Source organism: Flavobacterium jumunjinense, from assembly GCF_021650975.2.
GTDB lineage: Bacteria > Bacteroidota > Bacteroidia > Flavobacteriales > Flavobacteriaceae > Flavobacterium > Flavobacterium jumunjinense.
This window is the reverse complement of the sequence record NZ_CP091285.1, coordinates 2,047,200-2,067,649: the sequence shown is the minus strand read 5'-3', so window position 1 is coordinate 2,067,649 and position 20,450 is coordinate 2,047,200. Positions and strand designations below refer to the sequence as shown.

Below are 20,450 nucleotides of genomic sequence, written 5' to 3'. Positions count from 1 at the left end.
CTTAATATATTCTTTTTCAATTGTGTATTACATTTGTACTCATTAAAGTCTAATTCGGCAAAAAAACAAACATTATGTCTAAAAAATTCAATTTCAAAAAACTACTAAAAGGATTGGGAATATTTCTTTTAGTTGCTATTATTGCACTCGCTGCTGCTCCATTTATTTTTAAAGATAAAATTAAAGCTTTAGTTTTAAAATCTATAAATGAAAACGTAGATGCGAAAGTTGCTTTTGAAGATGTAGATTTAAGCTTGTTTAAAAGTTTTCCAAATGCAAATGTTACTATCGACAAATTAAGTATAATAAACAAAGCTCCTTTTGAAGGTGACACCTTATTTTATTCGGGCGAACTTAATTTAAGGATGAGTATTAAAGAACTATTCAAAGGAGAAAACGAACCAATGAATCTTCAAGGCTTTAGTAGTACTAATGCAGTTGTTAATGTAATTTTTAACAAAGATGGATTAGGTAACTTTGATATTGCTTTAAAAAACCAAGAAGAAGACAAATCGAAAGAAGAAAGCAAACCTTTTGCGTTAAACATTCAAGAATATGCTGTAAACAATATGCGTTTCTCTTTTGTTGATCAAGCTTCTAACATGAAAATGGTACTAGACAGCATCAATCATCAAGGAAAAGGAAACTTTGCTGCACAAAAATTAGATTTAGACACCAAGACCACTACAAAAGTGTCTTTCGAAATGGACAACACGAATTTCATGAAAAATGTTGCTTTGTCTTTAGACGCCGTTTTAGGTATCGATTTAGATAAAAGCAAATATGAATTCAAAAATAACAAAGCATTAATTAACCAATTACCTTTAGAATTTAATGGTTTCATTCAGATGCTAGAAGATGGACAATTGTATGATTTATCTTTTAAAACTCCAACTTCAGACTTTAAAAACTTCTTAGGTTTAATACCTGAAGCTTATGCAGGAAGTGTGAATCAAGTAAAAACTACAGGAGAATTTACAGTTAGCGGAAAAGTTGATGGAAAATTAACCGAAACTACGATTCCTAAATTCAACATAGAATTGGCATCTAACAATGCGTCATTCCAATATCCTGATTTACCTAAATCGGTTAAAAATATAATTATTGATACTCACATTGTAAACGAAACAGGTATTATGAACGATACCTATGTGAATTTAGACCAACTTTCGTTTACTATTGACCAAGACGTATTTAATGCTAAAGCAAATGTTAGAAATTTAACAGAAAACATTCTAGTAGATGCTGCTTTAAAAGGAACAATTAATTTAGCGAATGTTACTAAGGCCTACCCTGTGCAGTTAGACAAACCTTTAACAGGTATTCTTAAAGCAGATGTAACTACTAAATTCGATATGAAATCGGTAGAAACTAGTCAATATCAAAACATACAAAATGCTGGAAATGTTTCGCTAAGTGGATTTAAATATGAAGGACCAGAAATGGCAAAACCATTCGAAATTAAAAACACATCGATTACATTTAATCCAAATCAAATTAAATTAAATGAGTTTGATGCTAAAACTGGTGAATCTGACATTCAAGTGTCTGGTGCTTTAGATAATTTCTATGGTTTCTTGTTTAAGAATCAAGTTTTAAAAGGAAACTTCAACATGAACTCTACAAAATTAGTAGTTTCAGATTTTATGGCTCCAAGTACAACAACTACAGAGGAAGGTACAAAATCTACAGAAGCAGTAAAAATTCCTTCTTTCTTAGATTGTAATTTAACGGCTAAGGCTGGAACTGTTGTTTATGATAATTTAAATTTAAAAAATGTTTCTGGGAATTTAGGAATTAAAGATGAAGCAGTTACATTAAGTAACTTAAAAATGGATATTTTCGGTGGAAACATTGGCTTAACAGGAACTGTTTCTACAAAAGGAAATACTCCAAAGTTTAATATGGATTTAGGTTTAAATGCGGTAAACATCGCTGAATCATTTACACAATTAGACATGTTAAAAAGCATTGCTCCTATAGCTGGTGCAATTAGTGGAAAATTAAATTCTACTATCAAATTATCGGGTAACCTTACAAATGATATGACTCCTGATTTAAAAACACTTTCTGGTGATTTATTAGGTCAGTTATTATCTGCAACAGTAAATGAGAATGGCTCAACACTTTTAACAGCCTTGAGTTCTAATGTCAAATTTTTAGACCCTAGCAAATTAAACCTAAACGATATTAAAGCGTCTCTTTCTTTTAAAGATGGAAAAGTTGCTTTAAAACCAATGAATGTAAAATACCAAGACATCAATATGGTAGTTGGAGGAACACATGGTTTTGATCAATCGATGAATTATGATGTTAAGTTTGATGTTCCTGCAAAATATTTAGGTACAGAAGTAACTTCATTATTAGCTAAATTATCACCAGCTGATCAACAAAAGTTACAAAACGTTCCTATTACTGCAAACTTAGGTGGAAACTTTAGTAAACCAACTGTTAAAACAGATTTAAAGCAAGCAACTACAAATATTGCATCGCAAATTGTTCAAATGCAAAAAGACAAGTTACTAGGACAAGGAACTAGTGCTTTAACTAATTTACTTGGAGGAAGTAGTAATAACGCAAATGCAACAACTACTGATTCTACAAAGACAACTACAACACCTAAAGAAAGTGTGAAAAACGAGGTTAAAAATGTTCTTGGTGGCCTTCTTGGTGGAAAGAAAAAGAAAGAATAAATTTTATAAAAAACAGATTTTTTTCAAATTTAATTAAAAAAACGATAAATTTGTGATTAACAAATAAACAATATTTTAAAATGAAAAATCTTTTTTATCTAGTTTTAATTAGTCTAACCATTAATTACGCTAATTCACAATGTTTAATTAATGGACCCTCAGAAATAATTGTTGGTCAAACCCAAACCTACTCTATTCCTGCAAATGCGCAATGCTCTAATTGCTATGACTGGGATACAATAACTTCTAACATAGAAATAGTTGGATCTGACCAGAATAGTTCAGTTTCAATTCTAGCTTTAGGTAGTGGAAGTTTTGACTTGCAATTAACTTATTTTGACGAGAATGGATGTCATACTTGTGTATTAAAAGGAACATGTAATCCTAACACAACATGTTGCGCTCCAATCTTGACTGGTTTTTATGAATGTAGACCGGCAGGAAATGGAGGAGGTACTGTTAGGTTCGAAACATCATCTACCTGCGAAATCGACTGGAGTAACGTTTCAAATATATACATTGAGCTAAACGGGGCAACGTTTAACACCGCCCCACTTTCAGGGCAATATTTTGGAACATTAAATGGTCCATTTAATAACCCTTTCCACTTGTCTTTTACTGGTCCTAATTGCACTGGAGGAAGTAGCGTTGGAATTTACGCCAAAATATCATACAAAAATGATTGTCCTCCAGTAGAAATATTTGAAAACTTTTTTGACCAAGGAAGTCCTAAACAACTTAATAAAAAAAATACCTTCAATGAGGATAAAATAAAAATTTTTCCAAATCCAACAAAATCATTAATTAACTTCGAAGGTGAAGAGCTAAGTAATTTTATAATTAATATTTACGATAACAACGGAGTTCAAATTATAAAGAATCAGACAATTGACAAACCTCTAAACATAGAAAAAAATATCCCTGGTATATATTCATACATTATAACTAATGGATCTAATTATAAACAAGAAGGAAAAATTATAAAAGAATAATAAAAATTAAAAAAGCCTCATTTTAAATTATAAATTGAGGCTTTTTCATGTCAAAAATTTAGTTAATTTCATATGTCTATTTCTAGATATAATATTCAAAATTCACATTTTATGAGTAAAATAGAATTCCCTGCAAAGGCATTATTTATCTGTAATGGTAGCAAGTGTGGTAAACACAAAGAAGTTCGCAAATATTTCAAAAATACTATTAAAGAAAACAACCTAAAACAAGATATTGAAATCTTCAAGATGGAATGTTCCAATCGATGCAAAAGTGCTCCAATTGTATTTTTTCAACCAGAAAATGAATGGTTTGAGAAAGTAAGTTTAGATAAAGCTAAAAAAATGATCAGTACAATAATTCCACAAAAAAACTCCTAATATTTCTATTAAGAGTTTTTGATATTTTTATATACTCAAACTTATTCGTTTGCTCCAATTTTAGCAATTTCTTTATCCAATTGAAATTTCCCTGTCGCAGAATCTTCATCAATCAATTCAAAAAGCTCTAAAGCTCTTCTTGCATTTCTTTCTTCTTCTCTTTGCTCTTTAACATACCACATCATAAATTCTTCTGTAGCATAATCGTTTTCTAATCTGCATTTTGCAATTACCTTGTTTACTGCATGAGTAACAGTAATTTCATTTTGCAAAGCAATTTCAAAAACTTCTCTAAAAGAAGCAAATTCTTGTTGCACTTCTGAAACCGAAGGAGTAATTGCAATTCCTCCCATTTCTGTAATGTATTTAAAAACTTTTAGAAAATGTTCGCGCTCTTCTTCAGATTGCTTATACATATATTCAGCAGTACATTCATAACCGTTCCTATCTAACCATGCAGCCATAGCTAAATATTTGGTTGAAGCATCGCTTTCTATTTTTGATTGTAAGTTTAATAGTTTTTCAACACCTTCGTGTAGTGAAGTATTTGTTCTTAATAGATCTTTCATTTTTCCCAATTTTTATTTACAAGCATAAAGTTACTCATAAATAAAGGAACAGAAAGAGATAATGAAAAATTAACTATAAATTTGAATTTAATCTAAATAAAAAAGTTAGACTAAAACATCGCTTAAAACTTCATTTAACATCGAATAGAGTGTTAATGAAAACTTAGTTCCATTAAGCAATTCTCGAAGTTGAACAATTTCACAAATGGTAAGGTTTCTAGAAAAGTTTCTTTTAGTCGCTTCAATAAGTTTAGTATCGCATTTATCAGACAGATCATATAACATCTCTAAAATTGCAACACTATTGACTTTTCTTTGAAAAATTAAAAAGTCACGTACTTTATATGTGGCAATAGTCCCTCCAAAATTTATAATTATACTATTTGTAAGATCACATTGATAACTAAATCCATGTTTTGTTTCGAACAAATTATCTTTTACTAAATTATTATACTCTACCATAATGTGTTATTAATAGCGGCACAAATTTAATAACAAATATCTAAACCACAAAACTATTTGTATTTAATCTAAATAAAAAAGCTTTAATTTAACACATTAATTTTCACTACATAACCTTCATTACTTCTCACATTAAATACAGTTCCATCTTCAAACAATAAATACTGTCCTTTGATCCCAGAAACCTTACCTGTGAAGAATGGTGTTTTGTCTAAATTTAAACTTTTAACCTTTTTCGGATATTCTAAAACAGGAAAATTTAAATCTAGAACAGAAATATCATTAGAGAAATGCTGCTTTACTTCTTCTGGTAACCATTCAAAAGCTTTTTTCCTTTCAAGTAATAAATCAGCCTCTGGAAAATCGTTCTTCAACATTTTTTGCCAACTTGTTTTGTCTGCATAATGATTTTTCAAAGCGACCTCTGCTATTCCTGCTAAATATCTGTTTGGAACCTCAACAATAGGCACAGCTTGAACCGCACCTTGATCGATCCAACGTGTTGGCACTTGTGTTTTTCGAGTAACTCCTACTTTCACATCACTAGACAAAGCTAAATACACAACATGAGGTTGCAATTGCACTCTTTTTTCATAAGACAAATCTCTATCTTCAATATCTAAGTGAGCTGTACTTAACTCTGGTCTCATAATCCAATCCCCAACTGCTGGACTACTCATAAAACAATCATAACAAAAACCTTGTCTGAATATTTTCTTTTGAAGACCACAATTTAAGCATTGAAACCCTTCAAATTTAATTTGTATCTCTTTATTCAACAATTGATTAACATTCAAGAAACTATCTTCAAACACTAAATAGTATTGAATTGGATTCATTAATTCTGTTTGCATTTTTTGTAGCACACCTTGATATGTCATGTTGGTTTTTGTTATTTAATGATTGATAAATTAAAAAAAATGTTATTTTTGGTAAAGTTATAATTCATAATTTATAATTCATAATTTGTAATTCTAAAAAATGGCGCTTCCAATAATAAATTCAATTGCTTCATGGCTATTAAAAAAACGAATCCATCAAATAGAATTGTTTATAAAATACCCTAATGAAGTACAAGAAGAATTACTTTTCAGCTTAATAAAATCTGCCGAGAACACCGTTATTGGGAAAAAATATGAATTCTCCACAATTAAAAATTATAATACCTTTTCAGAAAGAATTCCAGTTTCAACCTATGAAGAATTAGAACCTCTAATAGAACAAACAAGAAAAGGAGCTCAAAACGTTTTTTGGAACACACCTATAAAATGGTTTGCAAAATCTAGTGGAACTACAAATGCTAAAAGTAAGTTTATCCCTGTTAGTCAAGAAGCACTAGACCTTTGTCATTATAAAGCAAGTAAAGATTTACTTTGCTTATATTTGAATAATAATGAAGAATCCCAAATGTTTACAGGAAAAAGTTTACGACTTGGCGGTAGTAAGCAACTATATGAAAACAACAATACATTTTTCGGAGATTTATCGGCTATTTTAATAGATAACATGCCGATATGGGCCGAATTTAGCTCTACACCAAGTAACAAAACATCATTAATGGGAGATTGGGAAACAAAATTACCCGCAATTATTAATGAAACAAAAATAGAAAACGTTACTAGTTTAGCAGGTGTTCCGAGTTGGCTAATGGTTTTATTAAACAAGACACTTGAAGAAACTGGGAAAAATAATATTTTAGAAATTTGGCCAAATGCGGAAGTATACTTCCATGGAGGTGTTAGTTTTGATCCTTACAGAGAACAGTATAAGAAACTCTTTCCAAAGGATAATTTTAGATATTATGAAATCTATAATGCTTCCGAAGGTTTTTTCGCTATACAAGACCAAAATGATTCTAATGAATTATTGTTAATGCTTGATTATGGCATTTTCTATGAATTTATCCCCATGGATACCTTTGGAACACTAAATCAAAGAGTAATTCCTTTAAATGATGTAGAGTTAAACAAAAATTATGCTTTAGTTATTACAACTAATTCAGGATTATGGCGTTATTTAATTGGAGACACTATTCGTTTTACTTCAATAAATCCCTATCGAATAATTGTTAGTGGAAGAACAAAGCACCATATTAATGTATTTGGAGAAGAATTAATGGTTGAAAATACTGACAAGGCGATTGCAAAAACATGCTGTGAATTAAACTGTGAAGTTATCGATTATACAGTTGCTCCAATATTTATGGAAAACAAAGAAAAAGGAGCTCATGAATGGATAATCGAATTCAAATCTAAGCCCGATAGCATTGAGACTTTTTCTTATAAATTAGACAAAAATTTACAGTTTTTAAATTCTGATTACGAAGCAAAAAGATTCAACAACATGACATTAAACCCTATAAAGGTTAATGTTGCTAGAAATAATCTTTTTTATGATTGGTTAAAAGACAATGATAAACTTGGTGGACAACACAAAATACCTAGACTTTCTAATGAAAGAAAATACCTCGATGAGCTATTAAAAATACAAACCTTAAAATAATTAAAATGAAAAAGATAAAAAAACTACTTTTCATACTTCTTACACTTTCATTCTTTGCTTCTTGTGGGCCAAGAAGATATAAATGTGGACCTTACAGAAGATGTAATGTTGAATTTAAGCAACAAAACATAGATTTAGAAAACAATATTTTCTGCTAAAAACAAAAACATACATAATAAACTGATTAACAACACAATATCTATTTATTACCAAAAATTGATATTATATTCCCTTTTTTCAACTATATAACGAGTATTTATAGCAATTAACCGATAATTCATCTGTTTTCTGAATTTAAACCTTAATATTTGCAACTGCTAAGGATTAAATTAACCTATGAATATGAAAAAATTATTTTTTTGCGCTTTAAGCATCCCATTTATTGGGTTCTCGCAAAATAACGTGACTACAAACTCAACGCAAGAAATTAGTGAATTAAATACTAATTCTTTAGTACATTATACTTTTTCCGATACTGGAATAAATAGTGAATTATCTGAAGTTGGAGCTACTTTTTTTAAGAACAAATTTATTATTGTTTCAAATAAAAAAAGAAGGCATGCTCAAACAACACTTAATGAATCGTCTAAAAAATACAACAACAATACCTATTGCACAGATGTAGATGATCATGGAAATTTATCATTCCCTTTACATTTTTCTAAAATATTAGACAATGAATTTAATGAAGGTGCAATGACTTTTTCTGAAGATGAAAAAACAATCTATTTTACAAAAAATAGTGGAGACAATAAGCCTTTCAAGTTATTCAAAGCTAGTTTCGATCTAGAAGCAAAAGGATATTGGAAAAACATTACGGAAATTAAGATTACAAGTGAAGAATATTCAATTGAAACACCATTCTTAAACAAAACAAACAATAAACTTTATTTCTCTTCAAATATGCCTGGAGGATTTGGAGGCTATGATATTTACGAAGCAGATGTAGCAGAAAATGGTACAGTTACAAACATAAAAAATCTTGGTAATAAAGTAAATTCTAAAAAGGATGAAAAATATATTTTCGTTACACCAAGTAACAAATACATTTATTTCTCTTCAAACGGGCATAAAGGAAATGGTGGATATGATATTTTCAGAAGTTCAATCGTAAACAATAATAGCTTTGAAAATACTGTAAATATTGGATCTGGATTAAACACTGATAAAGATGAAACTGCCTTCATGCTAACAAGTGATACTCAAGGTTATATTTCTATTAACAAAAGAAGTAACAGAGAAGATTTTGATATTTATCGTTTTGATATTAATGAAAAAGAGCAAGAATTAAACATTACAATTATTGATATTGATTCTAATACTAAACTAACAAATGCTAATGTTATAATTAAAGATGAATTTGGTGATATAATTAAAAAAACAGTAACAGACAATGAAGGTAAAATTGTTTTAAAGTCTATTCCATTAACAAAATACACTATTACAACAAACAAAGAAGGCTACGATTCAAACTCAACAGATATTGTTGCTTCTCCTAACAGCCCAACAATAAGTAAAATCGTTAATTTAGTTGCTAAAAAACCAATTGTAGAAAACACAGAAATTGTATTTACATTTGACAACATCTATTTTGACTTCAACAAAGCTTCTATTAAAGAAGAGTCTAAATCTTCTCTAATGACGATTGTTAAGCAATTAAATGACCATCCAAATACTAAAATCTCAATTATTGCTCATACTGACAATAAAGGATCTGAAAAATACAATCAAGTTTTATCTGAAAAAAGAGCTAAATCTGCTTATGATTTCTTAATCAAGGAAGGTATAGAAAAAACTAGACTATCACATTCTGGAAAAGGAGAATCCCAACCATTACATGATTGTAAAACGTGTACTAAACAACAAGACTTAGAAAACAGACGAATAGAGTTTAAAATAAACGAATAATTCAACTAAACAGCTTAATTCCATTAGGCTGTTTTTTTTAGTTTACAGAATAAAAAAATCTCGATTTGACAATCGAGATTTTTTTATATATGAATTTAAAGTCTAAACTTAAGAAGCCGTTTTTAAACGCTGTAATAAATTTTTATTCAAACTTTGTTCTGCAAACTCTTTAGTAACATTCAATATCTTTTCAGAAGAACTAGGAAGTTCAAACATTACATCTGTTAAGATTGCTTCACAAAGCGAACGCAAACCACGAGCTCCTAATTTATATTCTAATGCTTTTTCAACAATGAACTGAAGCGCTCCTTCTTCAATAGAGAAATCCACATCATCCATTTCAAACAATTTTTTATACTGTTTAATTAATGCATTTTTAGGCTCTGTAAGTATCGATCGTAATGTTGCTGCATCCAATGGATCCATGTGAGTTAAAACAGGCAACCTTCCTATTATTTCAGGAATTAGACCAAAATCTTTTAAATCCTTTGGAATAACATATTGTAATACGTTTTCTTTATCAATAGTATTAACATTTTTAGACGAACTATAACCTACCGTTTGTCTATTTAAACGCTTAGAGATTATTCTCTCAATTCCATCAAAAGCACCTCCTGCAATAAACAATATATTCTGAGTGTTTACCTCAACAAACTTCTGGTCTGGATGTTTTCTACCTCCTTTTGGTGGCACATTAACAACCGTTCCTTCAAGTAATTTCAACAAAGCTTGTTGCACACCTTCCCCAGAAACATCTCTTGTTATTGATGGATTATCACTCTTACGAGCAATTTTATCAATTTCATCAATAAAAACAATTCCTCTTTCTGCTTTTGCTACATCATAATCTGCAGCTTGCAATAAACGTGTTAAAATACTCTCAACATCTTCACCAACATAACCTGCTTCTGTTAAAACAGTAGCATCAACAATTGCCAATGGCACATTTAACATCTTTGCAATTGTTTTCGCAACTAATGTTTTTCCTGTACCTGTTTGACCAACCATTATTATGTTACTCTTTTCAATCTCAACTTCGTCTTCCAGTTGCTTTTGCATCAATCTTTTGTAGTGATTATAAACCGCTACACTCATGACTTTTTTCGTTCTGTCTTGACCAATTATATACTCATCCAAGAACGATTTAATTTCTTTAGGTTTTAGCAACACTAATTCTGATAAAAGATCACTATTCCCATTCTGCTTTAATTCTTCTAAAACAATTCCATGAGCTTGTTCAATACATTTATCACAAATATGTGCATCTATACCTGCTATTAACAAATTAGTTTCTGGCTTTTTCCTTCCACAAAACGAACATTCTAATACTTCTTTTGCCATTTTTATTTAGTAATTGGCAATAGATAATAGATAAACACTCCATTACCTATAACCTTTTATTATTTTCTAGTTAAAACCTCATCAATCATACCGTACTCTTTTGCTTCTGCAGCAATCATCCAGTAATCTCTTTCACTGTCTTTATATACTTTATCGTAAGGTTGATTTGAATGTTGAGAAATTATTTGATATAACTCTTCTTTTAATTTCAACATTTCTTTCAAATTAATTTCCATATCAGACGCTACTCCTTGAGCTCCTCCAGATGGCTGGTGAATCATTACTCTTGAATGAGGTAAAGCAGAACGCTTACCTTCTGCTCCTGCACACAAAAGCACAGCACCCATAGAAGCAGCCATTCCTGTGCAAATTGTAGCTACATCTGGTTTTACAAGTTGCATAGTATCGTAGATACCTAAACCTGCATAAACACTTCCTCCTGGTGAATTAATATAAATACTGATATCTTTAGAAGGATTATCGCTTTCTAAGAACAATAATTGTGCTTGAATAATGTTTGCTACATAATCATCTACTCCTGTTCCTAAAAATATAATTCTATCCATCATTAAACGTGAAAAAACATCCATTGATGCCACATTTAATTGACGTTCTTCAATAATATAGGGAGTCATACTTGCTACAATTTTATCATAATACAAGCTATTTACTCCATGATGCTTAGTAGCATATTTTTTAAATTCTTTTCCGTAGTTCATTTCTTTGAATGGTTTAAATATTTATTTTCTCTTTTAATTCTAAAGTTCTACATTTATTTTTATATACATAAACATTTTAATAAAACTTTAAACTTTCTAAATCTAATTTAGAACAAAAAAGCGCCAAAACAAGTTTGACGCTCAAAGATAATTATTTTTTATGAGAAATTATTCCCCATACATTTCTTTCACAAACTCTTGATAGTTTACTTTCTTCGCTTTAACATTTATTTTTTCTTTAAATAATGCAAGCATTTTCTCACTCATGATTTGCTCAGACAAACGTTTCGTTTCTTCTTGATTAGAAAGAACACGTGCAACAATCCCTTCAACTTCTTCATCTGTAGGATTAGATTGTCCAAATTGTGCCATTTGCTTCTTAATTAATTCTGAAGTATGTGCTTTCAAATCTTCAAATTGAATTTGCAAATCATTATCCGCAATAATTTTATTTTCAATTAACTGATAACGTAAACCTTTTTCAGATTTAGCATATTCTTCTTCTGCTTGTTCTTTTGTTAAAGGTGTTTCCCCAACAGTTTGTATCCATTTTTTTAAGAATTCTGATGGTAAATCAAAAGATGTATTCTCAATTAATGATTCTATTACATCGTTTAAGAATTTTTGATCTGCTTGTTGTGCAAATTGCACTTCTGCATCTTCTTTGATCTTTCCTTTTAATTCTTCTAATGAACTAACAGTACCTTCACCAAATAATTTATCGAACAATTCTTGATTTAATTCTGCCTTTTCAACTGAATTAATTTCTTCAATTGTAAATTTAACAATTATATCTAAACCATGAACATCATCATGATTAACTTTTAAATAGTCCATTAATTTATGATCATCTTCAAAAAGTCCTTTAGTAGACAATTCAACTACGTCTCCAACTTTTTTACCTACAAATTGTTTTACTACTTTTTTATCTTTGAAGATATCTAATGTGATATTAGTAGCGTTATTAATTCCTTTTTCTTCATTAGAGAAAGTTCCTCTTAATGTAGTATCTTCAGTTACTTTATCTTCAGAGATCATTTTTCCGTATTGTTTTTGAATACGATCAACTTGCTCTTCTAACATTTTATCATCTGCTTCAATATCAAATTTAGCAACTTTAGATTTAGCCGATAAATCAACTGTAAATTCTGGAGCTAATCCTAATTCGAATTCAAAAGTAAAATCATCTTTATTCCAATCGAAATCTTCTGTAACTTTAGGAAGTGGATTCCCTAATATATCTAACTTTTCTTCTACTAAATAATCATTTAAAGAAGATTGTAAAATTTTATTAACTTCATCTAAAAGAACTGCTTTACCATATTGTTTTTCTATTAAACTCATTGGTACAGCTCCTTTTCTAAAACCTGGAATATTAGCATTTTTTCTATAATCTGCTAATACATTCTTCACTTTATCTGCGTAATCTTCTTTAGTAACTGCAACTTTAACAACTGCATTTAAAGCATCTATTTGCTCTTTTGTAATATTCATTATCTTATTTTTTAAATGTCATGAAATTTGGGTTGCAAAATTATATATTTTTTACAACTCAAACAAGTTTTTAATTAATTGAATTTCAATTACCTAATTTTTATTTTCATCTATAAATATCCCATTCAGGAAGGATTGCCCAATTGATAGGATAATACTGAACAAAAACGCATACCAAAAACCGTCTACTCTAAATCCTTCTATAAAATAATCTGCTATCAAAATTATAGCAGCATTAATCACCAACAAAAACAAACCTAAAGTAACAATCGTTGCAGGTATCGTTAAAAACACAAGGATCGGTTTTAAAAAAACATTAAGAAAACCTAAGACAATTGCAACAAAAACGGCTGCTTTATAATCGAGGACATGAATTCCTGGTAAAAAATTACCAAGAAAAAAGATAAGTACAGTTGTTATTAAAAGGCGTATTATTAAATTCATCTTTTCCATTTTAAATATACAGAAAAAGGCACCAAAAATGGTGCCTTTTTTAATCAGTATGCTATTTTGTCAGTTCTAATTCGTTGCTACTATATGTATCCCTTGAAAAAAAGAAGGGTAATATAATGGCATTTTAGAACCATAATGTTGATTTATTACTTTTATAATCTCATTTGTTATTACTGCATAACCACGAGCATTAGGATGAACTCCATCTAAAGAGAATAATACTTTATTTTCAGTAGCGGAACCGCTAAAATAATTTGCAGTATAAAATTGTCCAGAATCTACTCTAAGCCCTGTTACTAACTGTCCTAATATTGCATTCATATCTGCAATAGCTAATCCTTTTGAATTAGCTATTGAAACTATAGCTGCATTATATGCTGTTATGGCATTTTGCACTTTTGTTTTCTCATTTGAAGTTAATACCCATCTATTCGCTAAAGGCAAAGTTACACCGTTCACATTAAAAGGAGCTGTACCTGTTGCACTTGGCTGACCAATTACTGAACTAGAAGGCAAAATCATTAAGTCATTAGCAGTAGTATGTCTAGCTTTTCCGTATAAAGCACCTAAAGCAGCAGCATTTGACACTAATAATGGGTTTCCAGAACCTGCTGCAAATGCTTGAATTGTACCTCCAATATCTGTCAAGTCCTCATCTCTAATTAATACTGGATTTTTAGTCCCAGCAGCAGTATTTAAGGGCGCTATTCTTCCACCAGTAGCCAAAGCTAAAAACTGATATAATGCTACAGCAGTAGCGTTTGAAGAAGTAGCCTCAGCAGGCAATGCATTGTAAGGTACTGTTGTAAAGTAAGGAATAGAAGTTACACTTGGAATAGTCGCAACAACACCCTTTGCTCCGTTAGAAGTTAAAGTATTTACTATTTGCGTATAAACCCCGCCAAAAGCAGTTGAATTAGTAATATCATTACTACCATAAGTACTTGGATCTAAATTCCCAGTAACGTTATGATCTACAGCTGGAGTTACTCCGTCTGCTTGCGCACCTCCATTAGTAGCGTATGATAAAACATCATTTGCTCCAATCCAGTTGGTAAAAAATGTTGGATTTTTTGACATTGCATCTCCTAAAACAGTAGATGTTGCAGATGTTGCATGTCTTATATAAAAAGGGTTCGCATTTGGTAAATTAGCTACATTTCCATAGCCCGCAGCTAATAAATGAAATGATTTTGCACCTGGAACTCCCATATTATTATAAGCCGTAGCTTGAGGAGTTAAAGTAATTGTAGGTGTTCCTGCTAAATTTTCAGGTCTCCCTTGAGAAGCATCAATAACTAATCTTGTACCGAAACCTGGTATTCCTGAAATACCTCCTAAATCATTAACATCTTCTTCATATGATGGCTGTGTAAAAGCACCACCACCAACAAGAGAAAATTTTTGCGCTAACAAATTAGGAAACGAATTCATTTGACCCGATTTATAAACAGTACCATCCATATATCCTGCAGTTAATGAATTACCAACGGCAACGTATGAAGAAAAATTCGCATTACCATTAGTATAATCTGCATCTACTTCATTTTCAAATTCTGGTTCACATGAAATAAAACCAGCCGCTAAAATAGCTAAGTATATAAATTTATTTTTCATTTTAATTTTATTTTAGATTAAAAACCATATGTTATACCAAGCCCAGGAGAAAATACTGAAGATTTATAAGTACCTCCAAAGCTACTTCCGTCTGAAAAATGATCATAAGAATTATCAACTTGATCAAAATGTAAGTACAAGAATGATAAGTCAACCCCTAATTTTTCACTAAACTGATATGTTAAACCACCCGTAAATCCCATAGATTCGTTTCTTGGAGTTTCTGGTGCAAAATAGCCATCTTGAACTGGGCTTTCATCTATATAATATCCTGCTCTAAAAGTAAATTTATCATTTGCTAAGTACTGCGTACCAAATCTATAAGTACTAGAATTTTTATAATTTCTAGGATTAATAGACTCTTGTCCGTTACCAAACCTAACATCTAAAGCTTTATAAGCACTCCACATAGCGTAATTATAATCAAATGCTACCAACCATTTATCTGTTACATTTACAGAAAGACCTGCTGTTAATTCTGCTGGCAATGGTAAATCTGCGTCAAATGTTGTAGGATTAAATCTTGGATCATTTTGTAATAATGCAGGTAAATTATTAAAAGTAGCATCGCCATCACGAGCTTCCATTATAATTTCTGAACGATAATTTAAACCTAATCTAAATCCTTCCACTGGATTAATCATCATTCCTAAGTTATATCCCCATGCAGAAATATTTTTACCATCAATAGTAACATCTGCATTCTCAGTTAATCCACCTGCTGGTGCTAAGTTTCTATTAAAATTCACAGAACCCATTGCATAAATTGGTCCTCCACCTACACTAAAATGCTCACCCACTCTTATCGAAATAGATGGCTGAACAAAAATTGCTTGTAAGTCGATATCATTTACTAAATGAGCACCTTCCCAGTTCTTCTCCCAAGCCACAGCACTTCCGTAAGGTGTATAAACCGCTAAACCAGCAGTTAACCAATCGTTTAATTTATATGTTGCATAAACACTAAATGGTGTTCCTAAGTTATCACTCTTGTTTGTCCAATTGTATTCTGAGTTTTGAAATCTCGTTTTCGAAAAAAGCGCATTTGCACCTACAGAGACATTGAATTTCTTATCTAAATAAGCCATTCCTGCTGGATTAAAAAAGGCAACCTCTGCGCTATTAATTACAGCAACACCAGTATGCCCCATTGCTAATTGCTTCTGACCTTGAATACTTACTCTATAACCACCCGCAAAAGCAGTTGAGCTCGCCAAAGCCATTAATGTTAAAGAAAGTAATTTTCTCATAATGTTAAAATGTGTTTAGTTTCTTGAATTATTATCATCTATCTTTCAAAATTATAATAAAATATGGAATTAACAATTTTTTATCAAAAAATATTATGCATTCATAATATTTTTCTGCTATTTAATAAAATTCATAACCTCAGAATAGAAAATCTTAGGCTGTTCTGCATGCAACCAATGCCCTGAATTTGGAACAGTTACTAATTTCATCTTAGGAAATTGATGCTCGATACTTGAAATATCATCGTCTAGAATATAATTAGAATTCGCTCCCCTTAAGAACATAGTTTCTTTTTCAAAACTTAAATCATCAGGCAAAACTCTACCAATTTCTTCAATGTTTTTGACTAGAGCATCTAAATTAAATCGAAAAGCTAACTGACCTTGAGTTTCCCAGTATAAATTTTTTAACAAAAACTGCCTTGTTCCAAAATCTGATATATATTTCGATACAATTTCATCTACATCACTCCTACTTGGTTGAGTACTAAAATCAACCGCTTGAAGACCCTCTATAATTTTTTGATGATGTGGTGCATAATATTTAGGCCCGATATCTGCAATCAAGAGTTTTTCCAATAAATCTGGATACAAACACGCTAATTGCATTGCTACTTTTCCACCCATCGAATGACCGAGCAAAATAATTTCCTTTAACTCCTTCTCTTTACAATAGGTTACAACATCCTCAACCATCAAATCATAACTAAATTCTTCCGACTGAAGACTTCTTCCATGATTCCTCATATCCAACATATGAACTTCAAAACCTTGCTCTGCAAATTGAGCTCCCAAAGTTTTCCAATTGTCTGACATTCCTAGAAAACCATGTATTATTACAAAAGGTTTTCCTTTTCCTTCTATTTTTGAAAATAACATTATTTTAATTTTTGAAGATACATATTTACCACATTCTCTATTCCTAAATATAGTGATTCTGAAATTAATGCGTGACCAATAGACACTTCTAATAAATTTGGAATATTTTCTTTGAAAAACCTGATATTATCCAGACTTAAATCGTGACCTGCATTAATACCTAAACCCAAATCGTTTGCAACTAAAGCAACTTTAACATAATCATCTATACCTTTTCGATTCCCTAAAGAATACTCATGCGCAAATGCTTCAGTATACAATTCAATCCTATCTGCTCCTGTAAGCTTTGCTCCTTCAATCATTTTTACATCTGGATCAACAAAAATTGAAGTCCTAATACTATTTCTTTTACACTCCTCAATAATCTCTACAAGAAAATCTTTATGTTTAATAGTATCCCAGCCTGCATTTGATGTAATCGCATTATCAGCATCTGGAACTAATGTTACCTGAGTTGGCTTAACCTCTAAAATCAAATCCATGAATTTTTTCACAGGATTTCCTTCTATGTTGTATTCTGTAAAAACTACAGGTTTTAAGTCTCTCGCATCTTGATAACGAATATGCCTTTCATCTGGTCTAGGGTGAATTGTTATTCCTTCTGCACCAAAATTCTGTACGTCTTTAGCAACCTTTAATAAATCGGGAACATTTCCTCCACGAGAATTTCTTAAAGTTGCTATTTTATTGATATTTACTGATAACTTTGTCATGATCTTTTTTATTAACTTTACAAAAATACAAAGTATAAATAGCTTTAATAAGCTATTTTTAATTATTTTGCATCGAAATAAGCTCAAAATACACAATGAACTCATTAATTGATTTTCTAAACAACGATATCAAGCCCCTTAATAGCGAAGGCAAAATAGCTGATGCTCAGGACTTATTCTTAGACTATGCGTATTCTCATTTTCCAATTACAGAAAATGGAATCTATATTGGATGTATCACTAAGGAAAATGCAGAAATACTAGATTCTGACTCAAAAATAGAAGAAAATCGTTATGATTTCGAGCGATTTTATGTTCGCTCTGAAATGATTTGGCTCGAAGTTTTAGAAGAATTTGCGAAAAACGAAACCAATATAGTTCCAGTTTTAAACAACCAAAACAAATATATCGGTTATTATGAACTAGAAGACGTAATTCGTTTCTTCCACGAAACACCTTTCTTAAGAGATGAAGGAGCTTTATTAGTTATCAGGAAAGAAATAAATGGTTTTTCTATGAGTCAAGTCGCTCAGATTGTAGAAAGCAATAATGCTAAGCTGTTGGGTCTATTCATATCAAAAACAGAAGCCAACCATATCGAATTCACACTAAAAATTAGTCAAAGTGCTTTAAACGACATCATACAAACATTTCGAAGATATGAATATGAAATCGTTTCTGAACATCAAGAAGATAGCTATTTAAAAAACTTAAAAGATCGTTCTGATTATTTAGATAAATATTTAAATATCTAAATCAATTAAAGCAACATCAAAAGGATAACAACATGAAAATTGCAATATTTGGTCAACATTATCAATCAAGTACCGAAGAAATAATTGAAAAAGTCTTAGAAGTTTTACTTCAGAATAACACTACATTAATCATAGAGGAAAGCTACTTTAATAGTATTTCAAGTCCATTAAAAGACAAATGCAATACCTATTCAAATCACGAAGAGTTAAACAACGATATTGAAGCACTAATTAGCATAGGTGGAGATGGAACAATACTAAGAGCTGTGACTTATGTTCGAGACAAAAAGATACCTATTATTGGAATAAACACAGGAAGACTAGGTTTTTTGGCAACTGTTCAGGTACAAAACATTGAAGTTATGCTACTTAAAATCCTATCAAGAGATTATACAATCTCCAAAAGAAGCTTATTAAGTTTAACTTGTTCACCAAGAAATCCGGATTTAGTAGATTTAAATTTTGCATTAAACGAAGTAACTGTTTCTAGAAAAGATACCACTTCCATGATTACAATAGACACCTATTTAAATGGTGAATATCTAACATCTTATTGGGCAGACGGATTAATAATATCAACACCAACTGGTTCAACGGGATACTCACTAAGTTGTGGTGGCCCAGTTTTAATACCAGAAGTAAAAAGCCTTGCAATAACACCAATTGCTCCACATAATTTAAACGCAAGACCCTTGGTTATTCCAGATGACACAGAAATAGAATTGAAAGTCTCCGGTAGAGAAGAGCAATATTTAGTTTCTTTAGATTCAAGAATCACATCTGTTACCAACGACACCCTATTAAGGATAAAAAAAACCTCTTTTCAGATAAATATGATCGAATTCAAAGAGGAAGGCTTCTTAAAAACAATAAGAAAAAAACTACTTTGGGGTGAAGATCGAAGAAATTAATACATGAAACATAACTTTTAACTCCTTTTTACGTTTGTATTAAACCCATTTATTTAGGAATAATTTTTCCATTAAAACGTGGTAAAGAAATCTATATTGTTATATTTGCAAACTATTTTCAAAAATGAGAAATTTATTATTTTACATATTTATACTTTTTAGTTCATTAAGTATTAATGCTCAAATCAACGAATTAGGCGTATTTTTAGGAGGTACTAACTACATTGGAGATGTAGGTCCAACTACTTATATATCACCTAACAAACCTGCATTTGGTATTATATACAAATGGAACAGGAGTCCTAGGCATTCATGGAGATTTTCTTATATTCATGGACAAATAGGATCAAATGATTATGACAGTGACGTTCCTAGCAGAAATTTAAGAGGTATTAATTTTCAAAATAATATTGATGAATTCTCAGCAGGTTTAGAATTTAATTTTTTTGATTTTGACTTACATAATTCAGACTGGGCAATGACACCTTATGTTTCAACTGGTTTAAATTACTTCATTTATAATGAAAATTACATTGTAAACAAAACAGACAAACTAGACTATAGACATAGTCAATTCGCTATTCCAATGATTATAGGCTTAAAAACAAGATTATTTAGTCATTTCGTATTAGGAGCAGAAATTGGAGCTAGATATACATTCACTGACAATCTAGATGGAAGTAACCCAAGAAACAATAACCTAAAAGGATTTCAATTTGGTAATTTAAACAGTAAAGACTGGTATGTTTTCTCAGGTATAACATTGACCTATACTTTTGGAAAAAATCCTTGCTTTTGTGCAAATTAATAT

At 30.5% G+C, this 20,450-nt stretch carries 20 protein-coding genes; 9 read left to right on the top strand and 11 right to left on the bottom strand.

Annotated features, from left to right (window positions below):
- The first annotated feature begins 74 nt into the window (after positions 1 to 74).
- From L2Z92_RS09130 to L2Z92_RS09120, 3 genes are all read left to right on the top strand, one after another.
- The gene (locus tag L2Z92_RS09130) at positions 75 to 2,693 is read left to right on the top strand and encodes an AsmA-like C-terminal region-containing protein (protein ID WP_236458515.1); all 2,619 of its coding nucleotides are present in this window, start codon (positions 75 to 77) and stop codon (positions 2,691 to 2,693) included.
- A gap of 80 nt (positions 2,694 to 2,773) precedes the next feature.
- Positions 2,774 to 3,685 carry a T9SS type A sorting domain-containing protein gene (locus L2Z92_RS09125; protein ID WP_236458514.1) on the top strand — a complete coding sequence of 304 codons (912 nt, stop codon included), beginning with the start codon at positions 2,774 to 2,776 and terminating at the stop codon, positions 3,683 to 3,685.
- Between the two features lie 111 nt (positions 3,686 to 3,796).
- Positions 3,797 to 4,066, top strand: coding sequence for a (2Fe-2S) ferredoxin domain-containing protein (locus L2Z92_RS09120; protein WP_236458513.1), 270 nt, complete (start codon positions 3,797 to 3,799; stop codon positions 4,064 to 4,066).
- Between the two features lie 41 nt (positions 4,067 to 4,107).
- On the opposite strand, the gene L2Z92_RS09115 is transcribed toward L2Z92_RS09120, so the two are convergent.
- The 3 genes from L2Z92_RS09115 to L2Z92_RS09105 form a co-directional block, all read right to left on the bottom strand.
- Complete coding sequence (locus L2Z92_RS09115; RefSeq protein WP_236458512.1) at positions 4,108 to 4,635, bottom strand: ferritin; 528 nt, start codon at positions 4,633 to 4,635, stop codon at positions 4,108 to 4,110.
- Positions 4,636 to 4,740: 105 nt separating this feature from the next.
- Positions 4,741 to 5,097, bottom strand: coding sequence for a hypothetical protein (locus L2Z92_RS09110; RefSeq protein WP_236458511.1), 357 nt, complete (start codon positions 5,095 to 5,097; stop codon positions 4,741 to 4,743).
- 83 nt (positions 5,098 to 5,180) lie between these two features.
- On the bottom strand, positions 5,181 to 5,978 hold the full coding sequence (locus L2Z92_RS09105) for a DUF2797 domain-containing protein (protein ID WP_236458510.1): 798 nt from the start codon (positions 5,976 to 5,978) through the stop codon (positions 5,181 to 5,183).
- A gap of 100 nt (positions 5,979 to 6,078) precedes the next feature.
- Here L2Z92_RS09105 and L2Z92_RS09100 point away from each other — a divergent pair, with 100 nt between their 5' ends.
- The 3 genes from L2Z92_RS09100 to L2Z92_RS09090 all read left to right on the top strand — a co-directional run bounded on the left by L2Z92_RS09100 (position 6,079) and on the right by L2Z92_RS09090 (position 9,507).
- A complete protein-coding gene (locus tag L2Z92_RS09100; RefSeq protein WP_236458509.1) occupies positions 6,079 to 7,599 on the top strand; it encodes a GH3 auxin-responsive promoter family protein in 1,521 nt (506 codons plus the stop codon).
- 5 nt (positions 7,600 to 7,604) lie between these two features.
- The gene (locus tag L2Z92_RS09095) at positions 7,605 to 7,757 is read left to right on the top strand and encodes a hypothetical protein (RefSeq protein ID WP_236458508.1); all 153 of its coding nucleotides are present in this window, start codon (positions 7,605 to 7,607) and stop codon (positions 7,755 to 7,757) included.
- Between the two features lie 184 nt (positions 7,758 to 7,941).
- Complete coding sequence (locus L2Z92_RS09090; protein ID WP_236458507.1) at positions 7,942 to 9,507, top strand: OmpA family protein; 1,566 nt, start codon at positions 7,942 to 7,944, stop codon at positions 9,505 to 9,507.
- A 108-nt stretch (positions 9,508 to 9,615) separates the two neighbouring features.
- On the opposite strand, the gene clpX is transcribed toward L2Z92_RS09090, so the two are convergent.
- The 8 genes from clpX to L2Z92_RS09050 all read right to left on the bottom strand — a co-directional run bounded on the left by clpX (position 9,616) and on the right by L2Z92_RS09050 (position 17,973).
- The gene (clpX, locus tag L2Z92_RS09085) at positions 9,616 to 10,848 is read right to left on the bottom strand and encodes an ATP-dependent Clp protease ATP-binding subunit ClpX (RefSeq protein WP_236458506.1); all 1,233 of its coding nucleotides are present in this window, start codon (positions 10,846 to 10,848) and stop codon (positions 9,616 to 9,618) included.
- A 59-nt stretch (positions 10,849 to 10,907) separates the two neighbouring features.
- A complete protein-coding gene (clpP, locus tag L2Z92_RS09080; protein ID WP_236458505.1) occupies positions 10,908 to 11,567 on the bottom strand; it encodes an ATP-dependent Clp endopeptidase proteolytic subunit ClpP in 660 nt (219 codons plus the stop codon).
- Between the two features lie 168 nt (positions 11,568 to 11,735).
- A complete protein-coding gene (gene tig, locus L2Z92_RS09075; RefSeq protein ID WP_236458504.1) occupies positions 11,736 to 13,061 on the bottom strand; it encodes a trigger factor in 1,326 nt (441 codons plus the stop codon).
- A gap of 93 nt (positions 13,062 to 13,154) precedes the next feature.
- Positions 13,155 to 13,505 carry a phage holin family protein gene (locus tag L2Z92_RS09070; RefSeq protein ID WP_236458503.1) on the bottom strand — a complete coding sequence of 117 codons (351 nt, stop codon included), beginning with the start codon at positions 13,503 to 13,505 and terminating at the stop codon, positions 13,155 to 13,157.
- Between the two features lie 75 nt (positions 13,506 to 13,580).
- Positions 13,581 to 15,131 carry an SGNH/GDSL hydrolase family protein gene (locus L2Z92_RS09065; protein ID WP_236458502.1) on the bottom strand — a complete coding sequence of 517 codons (1,551 nt, stop codon included), beginning with the start codon at positions 15,129 to 15,131 and terminating at the stop codon, positions 13,581 to 13,583.
- 17 nt (positions 15,132 to 15,148) lie between these two features.
- Complete coding sequence (locus tag L2Z92_RS09060) at positions 15,149 to 16,381, bottom strand: OmpP1/FadL family transporter (RefSeq protein ID WP_236458501.1); 1,233 nt, start codon at positions 16,379 to 16,381, stop codon at positions 15,149 to 15,151.
- 117 nt (positions 16,382 to 16,498) lie between these two features.
- A complete protein-coding gene (locus tag L2Z92_RS09055) occupies positions 16,499 to 17,260 on the bottom strand; it encodes an alpha/beta fold hydrolase (protein ID WP_236458500.1) in 762 nt (253 codons plus the stop codon).
- Positions 17,260 to 17,973: a pyridoxine 5'-phosphate synthase gene (locus L2Z92_RS09050; protein WP_236458499.1), complete on the bottom strand. Its 714-nt coding sequence runs from the start codon at positions 17,971 to 17,973 to the stop codon at positions 17,260 to 17,262. Before L2Z92_RS09050 ends, L2Z92_RS09055 begins: the two co-directional genes overlap by 1 nt.
- Before the next feature lie 95 nt (positions 17,974 to 18,068).
- Between L2Z92_RS09050 and L2Z92_RS09045 the strand changes: the two genes are divergently transcribed.
- From L2Z92_RS09045 to porG, 3 genes are all read left to right on the top strand, one after another.
- Complete coding sequence (locus L2Z92_RS09045) at positions 18,069 to 18,728, top strand: CBS domain-containing protein (RefSeq protein WP_236458498.1); 660 nt, start codon at positions 18,069 to 18,071, stop codon at positions 18,726 to 18,728.
- 32 nt (positions 18,729 to 18,760) lie between these two features.
- Positions 18,761 to 19,639, top strand: a complete 879-nt coding sequence (locus tag L2Z92_RS09040; protein ID WP_236458497.1) for an NAD kinase — start codon at positions 18,761 to 18,763, stop codon at positions 19,637 to 19,639.
- A 124-nt stretch (positions 19,640 to 19,763) separates the two neighbouring features.
- The gene (porG, locus tag L2Z92_RS09035) at positions 19,764 to 20,447 is read left to right on the top strand and encodes a type IX secretion system protein PorG (protein ID WP_236458496.1); all 684 of its coding nucleotides are present in this window, start codon (positions 19,764 to 19,766) and stop codon (positions 20,445 to 20,447) included.
- The last annotated feature ends 3 nt before the right edge of the window (positions 20,448 to 20,450 follow it).